Source organism: Luteibacter anthropi, assembly GCF_011759365.1.
Classification (GTDB): Bacteria; Pseudomonadota; Gammaproteobacteria; order Xanthomonadales; family Rhodanobacteraceae; genus Luteibacter; species Luteibacter anthropi.
The window spans coordinates 661,923-680,990 of the sequence record NZ_JAARLZ010000001.1 but is presented as its reverse complement, the minus strand read 5'-3'; the positions used below and the strand labels follow the sequence as shown (position 1 = coordinate 680,990).

At 66.0% G+C, this 19,068-nt stretch carries 17 protein-coding genes; 9 read left to right on the top strand and 8 right to left on the bottom strand.

Translation table 11 applies throughout. The features are described from left to right. Nucleotides 1–11 precede the first annotated feature (11 nt). A complete protein-coding gene (locus HBF25_RS02870) occupies nucleotides 12–2,327 on the bottom strand; it encodes a TonB-dependent hemoglobin/transferrin/lactoferrin family receptor (protein WP_166946336.1) in 2,316 nt (771 codons plus the stop codon). A 188-nt stretch (nucleotides 2,328–2,515) separates the two neighbouring features. Continuing rightward, nucleotides 2,516–3,610, bottom strand: coding sequence for an ABC transporter ATP-binding protein (locus HBF25_RS02865; RefSeq protein WP_166946335.1), 1,095 nt, complete (start codon nucleotides 3,608–3,610; stop codon nucleotides 2,516–2,518). Between the two features lie 214 nt (nucleotides 3,611–3,824). Between HBF25_RS02865 and glk the strand changes: the two genes are divergently transcribed. Continuing rightward, nucleotides 3,825–4,895 carry a glucokinase gene (gene glk, locus HBF25_RS02860; RefSeq protein ID WP_166946333.1) on the top strand — a complete coding sequence of 357 codons (1,071 nt, stop codon included), beginning with the start codon at nucleotides 3,825–3,827 and terminating at the stop codon, nucleotides 4,893–4,895. 161 nt (nucleotides 4,896–5,056) lie between these two features. On the opposite strand, the gene HBF25_RS02855 is transcribed toward glk, so the two are convergent. The 3 genes from HBF25_RS02855 to secB all read right to left on the bottom strand — a co-directional run bounded on the left by HBF25_RS02855 (nucleotide 5,057) and on the right by secB (nucleotide 9,715). Beyond that, entirely contained in the window at nucleotides 5,057–8,068 is a 3,012-nt protein-coding gene (locus HBF25_RS02855; RefSeq protein WP_166946331.1) for a DEAD/DEAH box helicase, read from the bottom strand. A gap of 115 nt (nucleotides 8,069–8,183) precedes the next feature. Beyond that, the gene (locus HBF25_RS02850; RefSeq protein ID WP_166946329.1) at nucleotides 8,184–9,221 is read right to left on the bottom strand and encodes an NAD(P)H-dependent glycerol-3-phosphate dehydrogenase; all 1,038 of its coding nucleotides are present in this window, start codon (nucleotides 9,219–9,221) and stop codon (nucleotides 8,184–8,186) included. Nucleotides 9,222–9,223: 2 nt separating this feature from the next. Then, the gene (gene secB / locus HBF25_RS02845; RefSeq protein WP_166946327.1) at nucleotides 9,224–9,715 is read right to left on the bottom strand and encodes a protein-export chaperone SecB; all 492 of its coding nucleotides are present in this window, start codon (nucleotides 9,713–9,715) and stop codon (nucleotides 9,224–9,226) included. Nucleotides 9,716–10,017: 302 nt separating this feature from the next. On the opposite strand from secB, the gene rpmB reads away from it, so the two are divergent. Both rpmB and rpmG read left to right on the top strand, forming a co-directional pair. Then, nucleotides 10,018–10,254 carry a 50S ribosomal protein L28 gene (gene rpmB / locus HBF25_RS02840; RefSeq protein ID WP_089981369.1) on the top strand — a complete coding sequence of 79 codons (237 nt, stop codon included), beginning with the start codon at nucleotides 10,018–10,020 and terminating at the stop codon, nucleotides 10,252–10,254. 12 nt (nucleotides 10,255–10,266) lie between these two features. Continuing rightward, entirely contained in the window at nucleotides 10,267–10,431 is a 165-nt protein-coding gene (gene rpmG, locus HBF25_RS02835; RefSeq protein WP_036109728.1) for a 50S ribosomal protein L33, read from the top strand. Between the two features lie 213 nt (nucleotides 10,432–10,644). On the opposite strand, the gene HBF25_RS02830 is transcribed toward rpmG, so the two are convergent. Further along, nucleotides 10,645–11,838: a DesA family fatty acid desaturase gene (locus HBF25_RS02830; protein WP_166946325.1), complete on the bottom strand. Its 1,194-nt coding sequence runs from the start codon at nucleotides 11,836–11,838 to the stop codon at nucleotides 10,645–10,647. Nucleotides 11,839–12,073: 235 nt separating this feature from the next. On the opposite strand from HBF25_RS02830, the gene HBF25_RS02825 reads away from it, so the two are divergent. The 6 genes from HBF25_RS02825 (at nucleotide 12,074) to HBF25_RS02800 (ending at nucleotide 17,637) form a co-directional block, all read left to right on the top strand. Next, nucleotides 12,074–12,796, top strand: coding sequence for an ABC transporter ATP-binding protein (locus HBF25_RS02825; RefSeq protein WP_166946323.1), 723 nt, complete (start codon nucleotides 12,074–12,076; stop codon nucleotides 12,794–12,796). Further along, the gene (locus tag HBF25_RS02820; RefSeq protein ID WP_166946321.1) at nucleotides 12,793–13,548 is read left to right on the top strand and encodes an ABC transporter permease; all 756 of its coding nucleotides are present in this window, start codon (nucleotides 12,793–12,795) and stop codon (nucleotides 13,546–13,548) included. The genes HBF25_RS02825 and HBF25_RS02820 overlap by 4 nt, the downstream gene beginning before the upstream one ends. Beyond that, nucleotides 13,548–14,894: a GldG family protein gene (locus HBF25_RS02815; RefSeq protein WP_166946319.1), complete on the top strand. Its 1,347-nt coding sequence runs from the start codon at nucleotides 13,548–13,550 to the stop codon at nucleotides 14,892–14,894. Before HBF25_RS02820 ends, HBF25_RS02815 begins: the two co-directional genes overlap by 1 nt. Before the next feature lies 1 nt (nucleotide 14,895). Further along, nucleotides 14,896–15,369, top strand: coding sequence for a hypothetical protein (locus HBF25_RS02810; RefSeq protein ID WP_166946317.1), 474 nt, complete (start codon nucleotides 14,896–14,898; stop codon nucleotides 15,367–15,369). 104 nt (nucleotides 15,370–15,473) lie between these two features. After that, nucleotides 15,474–16,286, top strand: a complete 813-nt coding sequence (gene mutM, locus HBF25_RS02805) for a bifunctional DNA-formamidopyrimidine glycosylase/DNA-(apurinic or apyrimidinic site) lyase (RefSeq protein ID WP_166946315.1) — start codon at nucleotides 15,474–15,476, stop codon at nucleotides 16,284–16,286. 109 nt (nucleotides 16,287–16,395) lie between these two features. Continuing rightward, nucleotides 16,396–17,637 (top strand): phosphatidylinositol-specific phospholipase C domain-containing protein, encoded by a 1,242-nt coding sequence (locus HBF25_RS02800; RefSeq protein WP_166946313.1) that lies wholly within the window; start codon nucleotides 16,396–16,398, stop codon nucleotides 17,635–17,637. Between the two features lie 6 nt (nucleotides 17,638–17,643). Here the strand turns inward: HBF25_RS02800 and HBF25_RS02795 are convergent, their stop codons facing one another. Continuing rightward, a complete protein-coding gene (locus tag HBF25_RS02795; RefSeq protein ID WP_166946311.1) occupies nucleotides 17,644–18,417 on the bottom strand; it encodes a hypothetical protein in 774 nt (257 codons plus the stop codon). After that, nucleotides 18,414–19,067, bottom strand: a complete 654-nt coding sequence (locus tag HBF25_RS02790; RefSeq protein ID WP_166946309.1) for a thymidine kinase — start codon at nucleotides 19,065–19,067, stop codon at nucleotides 18,414–18,416. The genes HBF25_RS02795 and HBF25_RS02790 overlap by 4 nt, the downstream gene beginning before the upstream one ends. Nucleotide 19,068 lies beyond the last annotated feature (1 nt).

The window sequence follows — 19,068 nt, the reverse complement described above, 5'->3', positions numbered from 1 at the left end:
GACTGACTCCTTCAGAACGTGTAACGCACGGAGGCGCTGATGGCGCGGCCGGGCATCGTGAGGCGCTCGATCTGGGCGCTGGCGACCTGGGCGTCATCGACGCCACCGCCGTTGAGGCTGCCGACATTGGCGAGCACGCCGCCGTGCAGGTTGCCCCAGTCCCAGTACTTGCGATCGGTGAGGTTGGTGAGGCCCAGCGACAGCTCCACCGGCTCGACGGGCTTCCAGTGCGCGTAGAAATCGAGGGTGGCGTACCCCGGTGCGCGGAACAGCGTGGGGCTGTCCAGGCGCGTCTTGCGGCGCACGCCCTTGCCGATCAGCTCGGCGCCCCAGGTCTTCGCATCGTAGGAAATGCCCAGCACGGCGCTCAGCGGATCGACGCTGTTGAGCGGCGTCCAGCCCGGCTGCCCGGTCACCTGCTTGTCGCCGCGCGATGCCGCCAGGTTGCCCTCGATGCGCCAGCCTTGCAGCGTGTCGCTGAAGGCACCGAGCATCAGGCCACCGGAGGCTTCCACGCCCTTGATCGTGGCCTTCGGGAAGTTCACGGCCTGCATCAGGATCAGCAGGTTCTGCTGGACTGCCCACTGCGGCCACTGGCTCTTGTCGTTGAGCGTATAGCCACCGAAGATGAAATCGCGATAACGGTTGTAGTACGCACTGGCCGAGAAGTAGCCCAGCTCGCCATTGCCGCGGATGCCGATCTCCACGCCCTTGCTGGTTTCCGGCTTGAGGTTCGGGTTGGGAATGATGCCGTACAGGCGCGGCGTGCCCCATGCCACGGCCAGCTCGCTATACAGCGGCGGACGGAAGCCCTGCGCATACTGCCCGTAGACCTCGATGGCATCGGTCACCGCATAGGTGATGCCCAGCTTCGGCGAGAAGCGGTCCTTCTTCACCTCGTTGAGGCCGCTCGCCACGAAGGAGCTGTTGTAATACGGGTCGTTATGGTCCGGCTTGAACGCGTAGTGATCCCAGCGCACACCCGGGGTGATGCGCAGGCGCCCGTCAAGCATGGCGATTTCATCCTGCCCGAAGACCGAGTAGCGATCGGTGTCGTTGCGCGGGAAGAAGCGCAGCGGATAGTTTTCGGGCATGTAGGGGGTGTTGCTTGAGACGATGCCCGTGGCGATATCGCGACCCTGTCCGCCCAGCGAACCGGTGGGCGTCGTGCGCGAGGCTTCCACGCCGTAGGCGATACGCTGCTCCACGCTGCCGCCGGTGATCGACTTGTAAAGCGCCAGGCGACCACCGAACAACCGTTCGTTCAGATCGCTGAGGAAGGTGCGGTCATAAGTAGCCTTGCGTGATACGACGTTCGCCAGCGTCTGCGTGGTCGATTCGGTCTCGGACTTCTGCCAGTAGGCATCCCATTCCAGACGATCGGCAATGCCCAGGTCGATGTTGGTGTAACGCTGCCCCACCGACAGACGGAAACGCGTGGCGCGGTCGTCGGCCTTGTCCGAACCCAGGAGGGTCTGTCCCGGCTGGCCCAGCGCGCTAAGCACGTTGGTGGTGGTGCTGTTGCGGTACATGTCGACGGTGACGCGATCCTCGCGGCCAGACGGTGCGATGTGCACGTACTTGCCGAGCACGCTGGTGGTGCTGAACGACAGCGGATCAGGACGCGTGCGCAGGTAGTTCGACGTGGAGATGTCGCCCTTGTTGTTCAGCGCGCTGCCTTCACGGTGATCGGCCACGAAGACCACGCCGTTGGTGGGCGTGCCACCGGCCAGCGTCACTGACGTACCCAGCGAGCGGTCGGCGCTGTTGTAGCGCTCCTTGATCGAGGCGTAGGTGTCCTTGCCGTTCTTCAGGTAATCGGCCGGGTCCTTGGTGACGTAACGCACGGTGCCACCAAGCGCGTCGGACGGATCGAGCGCCGACGCCGGGCCACGAATGATTTCCGCGCTCTTGAGCGTGTCGGGATCGACGAAGCTGCGACCCGCACGCATGCCGGTGGTGGAGAAGCCGAACGAAGTGGATGCCGGCACGCCATCGGTGAGAATCGCGACGCGGTTACCATCCAGGCCACGGATATTGAAGCTGTCCAGACCCCAGCGGCCGGCCGTGCCCACGGCGGACACGCCTGGTTCGTACTTCACCAGGTCGCGGATGTCGGCCACGAGGTGGCGGTCCATTTTCTGGCGGTCGATGACGGTGACCGTGGCCGGCACATCGAACTTGAAGGCGGAGCCGATGGCCGTCACCGTGACGCGGGGCAGGTCGTCGGTGGAGGGGGCGGGCGCGGCAGCCTCGGCGGCATGCGCGGCGCCAGCACAGGTGAGAGCCGCGCCAATCAGCGCGGCGAGGGCGTTCTTCTGCAACACGGATGTCTTCCTTCGCTAAGGACGTACGTGCCCCGGAGGGCACGGTGGCGGGTGCTTGCGAAGGAGGCGGGGCCTCCGGCTGGCGGCCGGGATGTCGGGTCGCCGCATTACGTGAGCGGCGTCACACCCATCTTAATAAGAATGGTTCTTATTCACAACATGATCACGGACAACCGACCGGGCGCGGATCATGCGTCGAGGCGCCCCGTGGTGTCGGGGTCGAAGAAATGCAGGCGTTCTGGCCGGAAACCCAGCGACACGTCGGTGCCGGCCTGCACCGTGCTGTGCGGGGGCACGCGGGAAACCAGCTCGTCCTGCCCGTGCCGCATGTTGAGGAACACCTCATTACCCACCGGCTCGACCACGTCCACATGGGCATGCAGGCGCTCGTCGGTGCCCGGATGGTCTGCCACGGTGAGCAGGTCTTCCGGGCGCACGCCCACGATCAGCGGCTTGTCGATCCAGGCCGCGAGCGCAGGTGAATCGGTGCCCAGGGCCATCGAGGCATCCTTCATGACCAGGCGCAGGCCGTTCTCGCGACGCAGCGTGCCGTGGAACAGGTTCATCGCCGGGCTGCCGAGGAAACCGGCCACGAACAGATTGGCCGGCTTGTTGTAGAGATTCATCGGCGTATCGAGCTGCTGGATGACACCGCCGTTGAGCACGACGATGCGCTGGCCCAGCGTCATCGCCTCGATCTGGTCGTGGGTGACATACACCATGGTGGCACCCACGCGACGATGGATGCGTGCAATCTCCACGCGGGTAGACAGGCGCAGCTTCGCATCGAGGTTGGACAGCGGCTCGTCGAGCAGGAACACGGCCGGATCGCGGACCATCGCACGGCCCAGGGCCACGCGCTGGCGCTGTCCGCCGGACAACGCAGCCGGACGATGATCCAGCCGCTCATCCAGGCCGAGCATGGCAGCGGCATCGCCGACGCGACGGTCGATTTCCTCCTTTGCCACGCCGCGCAGGCGCAGGCCGAAACCCAGGTTCTCGCGCACGCTCATGTGCGGATACAGCGCGTAGTTCTGGAACACCATGGCGATGTCGCGATCCTTCGGCGCCACGTCGTTCACCACGCGGTCGCCGATGGTCATCGTGCCGTCCGAGATGGATTCCAGGCCCGCGATCATGCGTAGCAAGGTGGTCTTGCCGCAGCCCGAGGGGCCGACCAGCACCAGCAGTTCGCCATCGGCGATGTCGAAGCTTGCTTCCTTCAGGGCCACGTGGCCGTTGGGGTATACCTTGCGCACCTTGTCGAGGCGGACCGCTGCCATCACCTGCTCTCCCATGCGTCCGGAAAGCGCAAGGCAAGCCTGCCAAGGCACCGGACAATGGAGTATTCTGCCGACGTAATCGTTTACGTCAAAGTGTCGATGAAGGGCCTCGCACGCTATTACGTGAAGAGCCCGCTGAAGAAATCGTCACTGGACGGCAGCCCCCGCGCGAGGCAACCTTGCGGGCTATCCGTGACACGACAGGTTTTTCAACATGGCCAACGTTAGCGCTGCGGCGCCGACCCTGCTCGCCGACCTCGGCGGCACCAATGTGCGGTTCGGCATCGCACATCCGAAAGAAAAACAACCGCTTATCCAGGAAAGCATTCGTCGCTACCACGTCAAGGACTACCCCTCGCTGGCGGACGCCGCGAAGCAGTACTTCAAGGAAACCGGGCACCCCGCCCAGCGCGCCATCATTGCCGCCGCCGGCCGCATCGATAACGGCGAGACCGTCAAGGTCACCAACAATCCCTGGGCCATCAACGGCCACGCGCTCGCCAAGGAACTGGACCTCGAGTGGGTCCACCTGGTGAACGACTTCGCCGCGCAGTCCATGGCCGTGATGCTCATGAGCGCCGACAAGGTCGTCGACCAGGCCGGCCACCGCGAGCTGGAAGCCGTCGGCAACCTCCCGGTGCCGAAGATCGGCGCGAAGGAAGAACAGACCTTCGTGGTCGTGGGCCCGGGCACCGGCCTTGGCGTGGGCGGCCTGCTGATCCGCGGCGACAAGGTGAGCGTGCTGCAGACCGAAGGCGGCCATGCCGGCTTCGCCGCGCACAGCGCCGACGATATCGAGATCCTCAAGGTCCTCAACCTGCGTTACGGCCGTGTCTCGAACGAGCGCCTGATCAGCGGCCAGGGTCTGGAAAACCTCTACTCCGCGATCTGCGAGATCGCCGGCCAGAAGCCGGACGACAGCATCCGCGCCGAGGACATCACCAAGCGCGCACTGCTGCCGGGCCAGAAGTCCGGCACCGACGACAGCTGCCCCATGTGCACGCGCGCCGTCGAAACGTTTGCCGGCATCTTCGGCAGCGTGGCAGGCGACCTGGTGCTCACGCTCGGTGCGTGGGACGGTGTGTATCTCACCGGCGGCATGACCCCGATCCTGCTGCCCTGGATCCAGGCCGGTCATTTCCGCGAGCGCTTCGAGGCCAAGGGTCGTTTCCGCGACACCATGGAAGGCGTGCCCACCCAGGCCATCATGAATCCGGAACCCGGCCTCATCGGCGGCGCCGCCCTGGCGATTGTCGAGGCGGGCGGTACGCCGCTGCATCGCTGACGAGCTGTCGCGCGCAACCACACGTGTTTGTAGGAGCGCGCCTTGCGCGCGACCGGACATGTCGCTACGTCCGGTCGCGCGCAAGGCGCGCTCCTACATGGTCAGGTTAAGGCTGGATGTCTCGCTACGGCCGGTCGCGCGCTGGGCGCGCTCCTACGGGATCAGGGTGAGGGGGCTAGCAGGGCGTCGAGGTCGCTTTCGTCGAAGCTCAGGCGTTCGCGGCTGCCACCGCCTTCGAGCACGGCGTCGGCCAGTTCGGCCTTGCGGGTTTTCAGTTCCTCGATGCGCTCCTCCACCGTGCCCGCCGTGATCAGGCGATACACGAACACCGGCTTGTCCTGGCCGATGCGGTGCGCACGATCGCTGGCCTGCGCTTCGGCGGCCGGATTCCACCACGGATCGTAGTGAATGACCGTATCGGCGGACGTGAGGTTCAGACCCACGCCACCGGCCTTCAGCGACAACAGGAACAACGGCACCTCGCCATCCTGGAAACGCTGCACCGGTTCCGCGCGATCACGCGTTTCGCCCGTGAGCGTCACGTAGGTGATGCGACGGCGATCCAGCTCATGGGCAATGAGCTTCAGCATTTCGGTGAACTGGCTGAACAACAGCACGCGACGGCCTTCGGCAAGCAAGGCCGGCAACATGTCCATCAGCAGTTCGAACTTCGCCGACTCACGCACGCCGCGCGCGGCTTCGAGCTTCACCAGTCGCGGATCGCAGCAGACCTGGCGCAGCTTCAGCAGCGCATCGAGCACCACGATGCCACTGTGCGCGATGCCACGCTGCGCGATCACCTCGCGCAACTCTTCGGCCAGCGACAAGCGCAGGCTCTCGTAAAGATCGCGCTGCTTCGGCTCCATCACCACGCGACGCGTGATTTCGGTCTTCGCCGGCAATTCCGATGCCACCTGCGACTTGGTACGGCGCAGGATGAACGGCGCGATGCGACGATTCAGGCGCTCCTGGCACGCGATGTCCTGATGCTTCTCGATGGGCACGCGATAGTGACGACGGAACGCACCTTCATCACCCAACAGGCCAGGCACCGCGAGATCGATCTGCGACCACAATTCGCCAAGGTGATTCTCAAGCGGCGTACCGGTCAAACACAGGCAACGCGGCACGTTCAACGCAAGCAGTGCACGACGCGCCTGTGTACGAGGATTCTTGACCTGCTGTGCCTCATCCAGCACCGCCAGCGAGAACGGCTGTTTTTTAAGCGTCTCTACATCGCGCGGCAGCAACGCATACGTGGTGAGGATGACGTCCTGCTCCGCGATATGCGCGAATGCCTCCGCTCGCTGCGGACCATGCAGCGCCAGCAGGCGAAGCCCGGGCGCGAAACGCGCCACTTCCGACACCCAGTTGGGCACGAGGCTGGTCGGCACCACCACCAGCGCAGGTGAATTCAGCGAGCCGCTTTCCTTCAGTGCAACCAGGTGGGTGATGAGCTGCAAGGTCTTGCCCAGGCCCATGTCGTCGGCAAGCACGCCGCCGGTGCCGGCTTCGGCCAGGGCATTCATCCAACGCAGGCCGTCGCGCTGGTAACCGCGCAGCGTGGCCTGGATAGCTTCCGGCACGGCATCGCTCGCGCGCTCGGCCGCTTCACGCAGGCGGCGGGTAAAACCGCGCAGACGCTCCGGCGCTTCGAACGAACCACCGCTGGGCAGCGCCTGCGCGAGTTCTTCCAGGCGACCGGCCTGCACGCGGGGCAGGTGCAGTTGCTGGCGCGGTTTTTCGAGGTATTCGGCCAGCGGCGCAAGCAGGCCACGCAACTCCTTCAGGCGCACCGGCACGCGTCGACGCTCGTCGACCGGGGCATACCAGACCGAATCCTCAGCCTCGCCCGGTGCCGGACTCAGGCTGAGCTGGTGTTCGGCCAGTGCCTGCGCCACGGCGGGCAGCAGGTTCACGCGCTTGCCTTCCACCTCGATACCGATTTCCAGATCGAAGGCGCGGTCGGCATCGTCTTCCTTGGCCTGCCCGTACCAGTGGACCGGCCCCTCCAGCACCTCGAACGGGAAGCTCGGTGCGTACTCCATCACGAAGCCATCGACTTCGAGCTTGGGACGCAGCGCCAGCCAGCGTGCGGGGGTATTCACTTCGAGCGCACCCGCATAGCCTTTGCCGGGAAACAGCCAGGCATCCTCGGGCAAGGTATCGGCCATGTCCCAGGGCAGGCCCTCGGTATCCACGGCGGGGTTGAGGCCTACCGCTTCCAGCCGTTCCATGGTTGCCAGTTCTTCGGCGCGGCGACGGGCGATTTCCAGCAGCACGCCGTTACGCACGCGACGCACCAGCGGCTCACCGCCCCGACCCGGCAGGCGCTCGCCCGCGTAGTCGAACGACAGGCGGCCATACGCCAGCGGCGGTGTACCGGCTGCCAGGCGGGCATGCCGGGTCAGCGCGTGCAGGGTAAGGATGGGGCGCGGCGCGACCTCGGCTTTCTTCAGCTCACCAAAAACCTGGGGCGCGGGCACGCGGTCGCCGGTATGCGCGCGGACCAGGCCGTCGCGGAAGGCGCCCGTGTTTTCCGGCGACAGCGGCGGCAGGTCCAGCCACGCGCTCTCGTCCGGATCGCCCTGCAAGGGACCCACTTCGGCGTGCTCGGCATCGAGGAACCACAACGTACCCACGCGGAACAGGCGCTGGCTGGCCGGCACCGCCGGGAGCAGCTTCTGGCTGCCGTCCTTCTCCAGCTGCCAGCGCCAGTTGAGCGGCACGGCCTTGCCGCGCGACAGCTGAAGGCCGGCAACTCCGCCGAAAAAGCACGGTGCACTGTCGAGGATGTCGGCCAGCAGGTGATCGCCGAGCGTGCCCGTGAAGCGGGCATAGCTACGGCTCTTGCGCAGGGTCTGCGGCAGGCCCAGCACCGTGGCGGCCAGCCGCTTCTCGGTCACGCTGAGCGCGACCTCCGGCAGATGCCGCGCATCCAGCGGCAGCGGCCGCGAGTAACGGCCGTCTTCACCCACGGAAAGCAGTACGGGAGCCGCATCCAGCCGGGCGGCCGGCTCGTGGTCGTCGTTCACGCCTTCAAGGAAGAAGCCGAGCACCGTGCGCTCGCTGACGGGGGCCGGCGCGCCCTTGTCGCCGAGCACGCGGCGCCATGCCGGTGGCAGGGCTCCAGCCGTCCCGGCATGCCTACGTTTGTCGTCCGGTTGATGCATCCGTGTCGATCCCGCCCGCGCGACCAAAACAGGAAGCTTAGCAAAGGGATGATGACGTTCCGGTAGGACTTTTTACCCGGTGGACCGGCCCGGTTCAGCGAACCGGGCCGCGTCTTCAGTGCTGGCGACCCGGAAAGAGGTCGACGGGGTACTCGGCCTTCTGCTCGCGCCCCATCAGGGTGCGCAGGCCTTCGGCGGGCGTGACCTCGCCGTGGAGCACCGCCTGGACGGCGGCGGAGATGGGCAGGTCCAGGCCGTGGGCCGCCGCGAGGCGGGCTACTTCATCGGCCGTGACCACGCTTTCCACCACCTGGCCGATCTGGCGCACGGCCTCGTCGAGCGGGGTACCACGCCCCAGGGCCAGGCCCAGGCGACGGTTGCGCGACAGGTCGCCCGTGCAGGTGAGCACGAGGTCGCCAAGGCCTGCGAGACCCATGAGGGTTTCCGCACGCGCACCCAGGGCCACGCCCAGGCGCAGCATCTCGTTCATGCCGCGGGTGATGAGGCCGGCGCGGGCGTTGAGGCCCAGCTCCATGCCATCGGCCACGCCGGTGGCCACGGCCAGCACGTTCTTCATGGCGCCGCCAAGCTCGGCACCGAGGATGTCGTGGCCGGTGTAGGCGCGGAAATTCGGCGCGTGCAGCAGCACGGCCAGCTCCTTGCCGAAGGCCTCGTCGGTGGCATGCACCGTGACGGCGCTGGGCAGGCCGGCGGTGACCTCGCGGGCGAACGACGGCCCGGTGACGACCGCCGCGGGACGACCCGGCAGCTTCTCGTTCACCAGCTCGTGCAGGAAGCGGCCCGTACCGGTTTCGAAGCCCTTGGTCGCCCAGGACACCTTCGCGCCGGGTTCGAGCAACGGCACGATCTGGTCGAGCATGGCCGCGAAAGCATGGCTCGGCACCACGATCAGCACGATGCCCACGCCCTTCAGCACGGCAGCGAGGTCGCTCTCGTAGGTGAGTTCGGGCGGCAGGTCGAGGTCGGGCAGGTAGCGCAGGTTACGGCGCGCGGCGGCCATGGCCGCCAGCGCATCCGCGTCGCGCCCCCACAACCGGGTGGGAACCTCGTTTCGCGCCAGCAGTGCAGCCAGCGCGGTACCCCAGGAACCGGCGCCGAGGACGGCGACGGTGGGTCGGGAGGGAGCGCTCATGCTCAGCTGTTGAGCGGATGGGCCCCGGCGCCCTCGAGCTGCTGGCGCTGCTGTTCGGCGTACAGGGCGTCGAAGTTGATCGGCTGCAGCAGGAACGGCGGGAATCCACCCTCCTGGACCATCGCCGAGACCATCTGGCGGCCATACGGGAAGAGCAGGTTCGGGCAGTACGAGCCCAGGATGCCGTCGCGGTCCAGCTCCGGGAAGCCGGCGATGCCGAAGATGCCAGCCTGGTGCACTTCGGCCAGGTAGGCGGTGCGCTCGCCCAGGGCGCAGGTGAGCGTGAGGCTGAGCACGACTTCGTACATGTCGTTGCCGAGGTCGGTGGCCTTGTGGCCGAGGTTGAGCTGGACCTGCGGCTGGGCCTCGGTCTCGCCCATTTCCTGGAAGATCTGCGGGGCGTTGGGGGCTTCGAACGAAGCATCCTTCACGTAGATCTTCTGCAGCACGAGCTGCGGCTGGCCGGCCTGGCCGTTGGCGTTGATCTCTGCCATGGTCTTTCCTCGAATGCGTCGTGTGGTGTGGATTCACGCCAGCGGCGCGAAAGGCCGGATTGTTTCATACATCGTATGACAGCGCACAGTCCGACTTGCTACAGACCGTCGGAATCTGAGAGAATGCCCGGCTTCCCTATGCCATGCCGACATGTCGGCTGGGTCCGTTACGCGATGCGGGCCTCTTCAATGGCGGAAGCGTTCCATCTCCAGCCGTCGCGTGGCGCCCCCTTCCCGGGTCGTTGCTGGGCCGTCGCCACCCTGGCCAAAGGGCGGTCCAACAGAATCTAAAGGAGGCCACCATGGCCCGTAGATGCCAAGTCACCAACAAGGGTGTGCAGACCGGTAACAACGTCTCGCACGCGAACAACAAGACCCGTCGCCGCTGGCTGCCGAACCTGCACGAGCGCCGCTTCTGGGTCGCCAGCGAAAACCGTTGGGTCAAGCTGCGCGTTTCCAACCACGCCCTGCGCACGATCGACAAGAACGGCATCGAAGCCGTGCTGGCCGACCTCCGTTCCCGCGGCGAAAAGATCTAAGGAGATCGCACCATGGCAAGCAAGCGCGATAAGCACCGCCTGATTTCCACCGCGGGCACCGGTCACTTCTACACGACCACCAAGAACAAGAAGAACACCCCGGAAAAGATGGTCTTCATGAAGTACGACCCCGTCGTCCGGAAGCACGTCGAATACAAGGAAGGCAAGATCAAGTGATCTTGCGAAAAGGCCGCCGCAAGGCGGCCTTTTTTTATGGGCGCTTTCCGGATGCATGGACCGCACTGCTCTGTAGGAGCGCGCCTTGCGCGCGACCGGTTGTCGCGATAACCCGGTCGCGCGCAAGGCGCGCTCCTACATAAGCGGGTTGCGTCGATGAGCCAAAAAAAAGCCCGCCGGATGGCGGGCTTTTTCGAGCCAGGCGAAGAGCGCTTACGCGCCCACCGCCGAATAGCCCTTCAGCCGTTGCGCGAACTGCTGCAGCGAGCGGATACCGCTTTCCTCGGCCTCGACGATCCACTGCTGGAGCGCCTTCAGCGACTTCTCGGCACCGCGCTCTTCCATGAGGGCCACGAGACGGGCGCGGAACTCGCATACCGTACGCAGCGCCGGGCGATTGGCCAGGGCAGCATGCATGCGCTCGCGGGCATCGTTGTCGAGCCAGCGACCACCGTCGGCCAGGGCGCGGCGCAGGCGGCGCGGCACGGCCTTGATGGTTTCACCGGCCTGGCCGGCTTCTTCGCGCAGCGTCGGCAGGATGACGTTGCGGTAGTAGTCGGTGGTGGCCTGGAAACGCAGTGCCAGCACGCCCTTCAGCGTTTCGGCGTCCGGCAGGTGCACGTTCGGGCGGATGTTGAGCGTGGGAGCCACGCGCAGCACCTTGGCCAGGCGCACGGCACGCAGGCCGCAGATCACCGCCCAGCCGATGTCGAACTCCCACTTGCGCAGGGCAAACTTCGCCGAGCTGGGGAAGGCATGGTGGTTGTTGTGCAGCTCTTCGCCGCCGATCCAGAAGCCCCACGGCGAGATGTTGGTGGCCGTGTCGGAGCTTTCGAAGTTGCGGTAGCCCCACCAGTGGCCGATGCCGTTCACGAAGCCGGCGGCCCAGAACGGGATCCAGATCATCTGGATGGCCCAGATAGCCATGCCGACCACGCCGAACAGCGACAGGTTGATGATGGCCATCAGCGTCGGGCCCCAGTACGGGTGCTTGCCGAACAGCGTGCGCTCGAACCAGTCGTCCGGGGTACCGCGGCCGTACTTCTCCATGTCGGCCTTGTTGTAGCTGGCCTCACGGTAGAGCGACACGCCGTCGAGGAAGACCTTCTTGATGCCGAAGACCTGCGGGCTGTGCGGATCTTCCTCGGTCTCGACCTTGGCGTGGTGCTTGCGGTGGATGGCGACCCACTCCTTCACCACCATGCCGGTGGTGAGCCAGCCCCAGAAACGGAAGAAACCGTTGAGGGTCCAGTGGAAGTCGACACCGCGATGGGTGGCGCTGCGGTGGTAGTACAGCGTCACCGTGAAGATGGTGAGCTGCGTGACGACCAGCAGATAGACCAGCATCTCGCCCCAGCTTGCGCGGGTGAGGCCGTTGGCCAGGAAATCGAGCAGGGTGTCGAGCATCGGGTCGGTACCGCGCTAAGGATGAAAGAGATGTGCAGGGCCCAGTCTAGCGGGGGGTTTCCATACCCACCAGCACGGTGTTAGAGGAAATGTGAAGTCGGCGACTGTCGTTTCAACGGCCGTTTGCGCACAATCGCCGGATGATTGCCCCTCAAGCCGTTCAGAGAGATCAACACGCTGCGGCAAGATGTCCGCAAGATGCTGCGCGTAACCCGGCGTTGGGCGACGTATCTGCATGAATGCGACACCTATCCTGAATGTGTCCGGGGTCTCCCGGCGCCGCGCTGGCCGCGCGGCCGTCAGCGAGCTTTCCTTCAAGCTGAACCGGGGCGAAGTCCTGGGCCTGCTCGGCGTCAATGGCGCGGGCAAATCCACCACGCTGGCGATGCTCGCAGGCGCCCTGCGCCCTGATGAGGGCCGCATCGAACTGGACGGCCAGCGGTTCGACAACCATCCTGGTCTCGCCCGTCGTACCGTCGGCTGGCTGCCGGAAGCCGCGCCATTGTGGCCTGAGCTGTCGGTGGACGAACACCTCGCCGCCTTCGCCGCGCTGCGCGGTATCGGCAGGGCCGAGGCCCGTCGTGCCGCCGATACGGTCATGGAACGTCTTCAACTGGGCGATCTGCGCCGCCGCCTTGCCGGGGTCCTGTCCCAGGGCCAGCGCCAGCGGCTGGGGCTGGCCTGCGCGCTGCTGCACGAACCTCCGCTGCTGATCCTCGACGAGCCGGCCAACGCACTCGATCCCGTGCAGGTGGGCGAGTTGCGCAAGCTGATCCGCGAGCGCTCGGCGGCAGGTGGTGCCGTGATCCTTTCCACCCACGTACTGGGTGAGGTCGTGGCGGTCTGCGACCGCGTGGTCATTCTCCACGAAGGGCGCCTGCGCCACGATGCGCCGCTGGGCGACCACGCCACGCTGGAAAAGGCCTTCTTCGCCATCGCCACGGGAGCGGTCGCATGAGTCTCGCCGCGATGACCCGCCTCGAGCTGCGCCGGCTCGCCGTACGCCCCCTGGCCTGGGCACTGGCCGCGCTTACCATCGCATGGCTGGCCTGGACCTTCGTGCTGGGCCTGGGCCAGTTCCTCGGGGCGCAGGTGAAACTGGCCGCCGTGGCCGACGCCCCGGGCTTTACCGATCTGGTCGCCATTCCCCTGTTGGCCGAACTGGTGAAGCTGGCCTTCCTCGTGGTGCCGCTGATGACCATGTCCGCGCTGGCAGGCGAGCGTCGCTCCGGCACCTTGCCGCTACTGCTGTCCACGGGACTCTCGCCCTGGCGTGTCGTGCTGGGCAAATACCTCGCCGTGCTCGCCTGGCTGGCGCTATGGCTGCTCGCCACGCTCGCCATGCCGCTCGTGGTCGGCATCCAGGGCACGGCCGATTGGGGCAAGCTTGCCGCTGCCACGCTCGGTACCGCACTGACCCTCGCCACACTGGCCGCCATCGGCATCGCGTGCTCGGCCGCCACCACGTTTCCCGCCATCGCGGCCGCCGCCGCCCTGATCGTCACCCTGGCGCTATGGACGATCGATCGTGGTGCGCAGGCCGCGGGCGTGAACGGCGGTTTCCTCGAATGGCTCACGCTCGCGACGCATCTCCAGAACCTGCTGCGTGGCCTCGTGTCATCCACCGATCTCGTCTGGTTCGCGCTGGCGATCGCTCTTGCGCTCACGCTGGCCGTACGCCGGCTGGGCGCCGACAGGGAGCGCCAGTGATGCGACGCTTCGACCGCCTCTTCGTCGTGATTGCCCTTTTCATCGGTGCGGGCTGCATCGGCTTTCTCAGCACGCGCCATCCGTGGACCGCCGACTGGACGCGCGGCGCGCGCGCCAGCCTCGCGCCGGAAAGCATCGCGGTGCTGCATACCCTCGACGGCCCGGTCGACGTAGTGGGCTATCTGTCGCCGACCGGCCCCCTGCGTGAACAGATCGCCGGGGTCATGGAGCGCTACCTGCGCGAGAAGAAGGACCTCACCCTTTCCTTCATCGACCCGGACCTCGATCCCGCCGCCTCACGTCAGCTCGGTATCAGCGGCGACGGTGCCCTGCTGGTGCGCTACAAGGGTCACGAGCAGCGGGTGGAAAGCCCGATCAACGAGCGCAACCTGTCCAACGCCCTCGAACGACTGGCGCGTGGCGGTGAGCGCGTGATCGCCTTCGTCACCGGTGACGGCGAACGCCAGGCCGACGGCCACGCCAATGCCGACCTGGGCACCTTCATGGGCCAGGTGGAGCGACGCGGCGTGCGCGCGGTGCCGTTGAACTTCAGCCAGACGCGTGGCGTGCCCGAACACACCGATCTGGTCGTGCTCGCGAGTCCCTCCGTCGCCCTGCCCGCCGGCAGCGTGAAGGCCCTCGTCGACTACGTGCGCGACGGTGGCAACCTGTTGTGGCTTACCGAGCCAGCGAATGACGATCTCGGCACCGCGCCGCTGGCCGACGTGCTCGGCATACGCGTGCTGCCGGGCGTGCTGGTGGACGGCCAGGGCAGCACGCTGAACGTGCAGGACCCGCGCATCGTCGTACTGGGGGACTACCCGTTCCATGCGATCACGCGGGCGTTCCGTGACACCACGCTGTTTCCGCAGGCGTCGGCGCTGGCGCAGGTCTCCGCGCACGACTGGGCCGTGGTGCCCTTCCTGCGTTCGGGCGAACGCAGCTGGACGGCCTTCGGTGGCATCGACAACGACAAGCCGTCCACCATCGCCTTTCATCCGGAACATGGCGAAATGAAGGGGCCGCTGGATTTCGGTTTTGCCCTCAACCGGCTTTCACCGAATCCGACAAAGAGCGAACAGCGTGCCGTGGTGATCGGCGACGGCGACTTCCTCTCCAATACCTTCGTTGGCAACGGTGGCAACCGCGCGCTCGGCGAGCGGGTCATCGACTGGCTGCTGGGCGACGACGTACTGGTCAGCCTGCCCTCGCGCGGCGCACCCGACCGGGCCATCGCCCTGTCCCAGGGCGGACTCAACGCCATCACCTTCGGCTTCCTCGTCGCGCTGCCGCTATTCCTGCTCGGGCTGGGCACGGGCATCGCATGGCGCCGCCGGAAGCGCTGACATGAAGGCTCGGCTGGCTGCACTTTTCGTGCTGGTGATCCTGGTCGGCGCCGTTGCGTGGGAATGGCACACCGACGAAACCGACGCACGCGCCCACCGGCTGACGACGCTCGATCCCGACGCCATCGGCCGCATCGATGTGGCGTTGAAGGGTTACCCATCGCAGCGCTTCGAACGTCGCGCGGGGCACTGGATCGACACCTCTGGCACCCCCGCCGACGAAGGCCGGGCCGACGAGCTGGCGGCGCTGGCGACGACCCCGGTAAACGCATGGAAACCGGCCGCGGACTTCGATGCGGCGAAGATCGGGCTGGCCTCTCCGGCTGCCGTACTCGTGCTCGATGGGACACGTATCGAGTTCGGTGAGATGACGGCCCTGGGCAAGCAGCGCTATGTGCGGGTAGGCGACCGGATCGCTTTCGTGGCGGCGCAAGCGCTGCCCAGAGCCCCCAGAACGCGGAACCTCCCCCTGTAGGAGCGCGCCTTGCGCGCGACCCGCCTTTCGCAAAACCCGGTCGCGCGCGAGGCGCGCTCCTACAGGTGCTTGCCTGTCGCTGACAAACACCCCATCTTTCGCCCATGCCTGAACTGCCCGAAGTCGAAACCACCCGCCGCGGCATCGCCCCGCACCTGGAAGGCCGCCGCGTCCGCGATGTCGTGCTGCGACGTCCCGACCTGCGCTGGCCGATCCCGGGCGAGGTCACGCAGTTTCTGCCGGGACAGGTCATCGAATCGGTAGACCGGCGCGCGAAGTACCTGTTGCTGCGCACCCAGCTGGGCACCGCCCTGCTGCACCTGGGCATGTCGGGCATGCTGCGCGTGCTGCCTTCCGACACGCCGGTCAACAAGCACGACCACGTGGATATCGTGCTTGAGCGTGATCGCGTACTCCGCTTTACCGACCCGCGACGGTTCGGCGCGCTGCTGTGGCAGAAGCCGGGCGAAACGCACCAGCTTCTGGAAAACCTCGGCCCCGAACCCCTCACCGACGCGTTCGACGGCGACGTGCTCTGGCACCTGTCGCGCGGACGCAGTGCCCCGGTGAAAACCTTCCTGATGGACAACGCCATCGTGGTCGGCGTGGGCAACATCTACGCCAGCGAAGCGCTGTTCGCGGCAGGCATCGATCCGCGCCGCGCAGCCGGCAAGGTCTCGCGGGAGCGCTACGCAAAGCTCGCCGACGAGGTGAAACGCATCCTGGCTTATGCCATCACGCGCGGCGGCACCACCCTGCGCGATTTCCTGTCGCCCGACGGCGCCCCCGGATACTTCTTCCAGGAGCTGTTTGCCTACGGGCGTGCCAACGAACCATGCAAGGTATGCGGCACACCGATCCGCGTGGTGACACTGGGACAGCGAGCATCGTTCTTCTGCCCGAACTGCCAGCACTGAACGAACGGCAAGCCTCCCTAGGCCGACACCGCTGCGCGGCGAAGCCCTACATCGCGTAGTCCTGGCCCTCATCTACTCTTCCCGGCACCCACCCGAAGCATGGATGCTTATGAAGAAGTTGATGCTGTCAACGCTGGCACTGCTCGCCTGTAGCAGCGCACACGCGGATATTCCTTACGCCGACAACCCGAACCGGCCGTTCAACGAGTACACGTGGATATCGACGCATAATGCGTTCGCTACTACGATTTTCCCCAGCCAGACGCTTTCCATCAGGGAACAGCTCGACTCCGGCGTCCGCAGCCTGATGCTGGACCTTCATTATTCCGCAGGTGCCGTACGGCTTTGCCACGGCAGTTGCATCGGTACCGAGCCGACGTTCTCGTCGCTGCTCAATGGCACGATCCTCCCCTTTCTCTCGCGCCAGCCGGATGCCATCGTCACGCTCCACCTGGAGGACTACGTAAACCGCACTGAACTGGCCCATGCCTTTTCCAGTGTGACGGGACTGGCACCGCAGGTCTTCAACCCCAATCGCTGGGCTACCGCCCAATGGCCCACGTATCAGCAGATGGTCAACAGCGGCCAACGACTGCTCGTCTTCTCGCAGAGGCTGGCCAACAGCGGCGATATGGATACCGCCAGCGGACCGCTGCACGTGATGTACGACAGCGACTACACGGTGGAAAACTACTGGAGCATCGGCGACACCATCTTCACGCATGACCATTCGTGCCGGTCGCGATGGAACTCGGTGCCGCTCGACACGGCACAGGTGTGGAACCGCACCTGGTCACGCCTGTTCGTGATGAACCATTTCCACACCTCGCCTTTCGGCGATCATGCGCCCACCGACAACAACTACAACGTGTTGCGCAGCCGGATCGACAACGAATGCCACGCGGCGGCGCGACGCAAACCGAACTTCGTGGCCGTGGATTTCTTCCACAACGGCCAGCTCGGCAGTGTGGCCGGCTCGCTGAACATGGGAACGATCGAGCTGTTCGATGGTGTCAGCGGCACAGGTAATCGTCTTTGCGCCATCCCGGCCAGGGCCAGCCACTCGGAGTCCTTCGCTTCGGACAAGGGACATCGCTGCCCACCGCGCAAGGCCCGTTCGGCCGTGCTCCGCGACATACCCAAGGGCACCACGTTCCGGCTGATCGGCGGCAACGATGCATGGAACAGCCCTGCCATGCGTGTATCGGCGGCCGAGGATCTGTACGGCAAGTCGGCCGTACTGCATAACTTCGAGAACGGCCAGGAGTTCGGAGGCGTCATCGCCGACCGCCTGAACGGAGGCAGGCTGGCCGGCGAGGTGATAAGGGCGGTGGTCGAAACCTCGCCCTGAGGCGCTTTAATCCGGCCAGCGCATCGCTGCGTGCGAGTTGTTGAACCGGGGGTCGCTCTCGTCACCGGACAGGGCGACCTTCAGGCCACCGCGCACGCCCGTGACATCGATCAGCTGGCCTTCCTCGAAACGCGAACCCAGAGCGGCCAGTTCCACGAAGTTTTCCGTGAGCACGCCGACGCGGTCGATGTCGTGATCGGGCACGTTGGTGACGCTGACGTCCGGACGACCGAACTTACGCATGCCACGCGTGCGGATCCACGAGCGGCCCTTGGTTTCCTCGGGGCTGCACAGGATCAGCACATGATGGCGCGGCGGCGCACCGCCGGGTACGAGATAGTGCTCACGCCAGTCCTTCGCATCGAACAGGGTGAGAATCTGCGGGTCCACGACGACCTTGCCACCGACGTCGGTCAGTGCGGCGACGACGCCCAGCGTGTCACGCAGGTAATCGAGGCTCTCGCGATCGGGGAATCGCCCGCGAATCACCATGACGTGGGGTGCCGCCCTGGCGGCCTTGTAGCCTTCGGGGTTGTCCTCGTTCAGCAGGTCACCCAGCGCACCAGCCAGGGGATAGCCCTCCCAGCGTGCCAGCACCGTGTTCTGCATGCGCTGCATCTCGATGCCTTCAGGCAGGCCGGGGCTGCCGTACTTCGACGACGGAATCACCACGTCCTCGGCGAACGATCCGAAAACGAAGTACAGCAGTACAGCCTGCTCGTCGCTGGGCTGCCAGTAAGGGCGCGGCCATTCGGCGGCGGGGGTCGTCGTCTCGGTCACGCGGGATTTCCTTCGTTGGTGTCGTTTTCGCCGAGGGGCAGTACGGACTGCTGGAGCTCGATCCGGCCATCGCCGGCCGTGATGCTCTTGAACTCGGCACGGCTCACGGAGACATAGCGGTCGTTGCCGCCGATCTCAACCTGGGGCCCCTGGGTCACGGCACGCCCGTGTTCATCCACGCGAACCACCATGGTCGCCTTGCGCCCGGAGTGGCAGATCGTCTTGATCTCTTCCAGGTTGTCGGCCCAGGCCAGCAGGTAGCGGCTGCCTTCGAAGAGCTCGCCCCGGAAGTCGGTGCGCAGGCCATAGGCCAGGACCGGGATGTTCAGGTTGTCCACCACGTCGGACAGTTGCCAGACCTGGGCCTTGCTCAGGAACTGGGCCTCGTCCACCAGGACGCAGTGCAGGGGACCCCGGGCGGCGATATCCGCCTCCACGGCCGCCAGCAGGTCGTCCTCGGCGCCGAAGCGCACGCCGCGGGCCTGGAGGCCGATCCGGGAAGCCACCACGCCCTCGCCATAGCGGTCGTCCAGCGCGGGCGTGAGAATCAGCGTCCGCATGCCGCGCTCGTGATAGTTGTGGGCGCTCTGCAGCAGGGTCGTGGTCTTTCCGGCGTTCATTGCCGAGTAGTAGAAATACAGCTTTGCCATG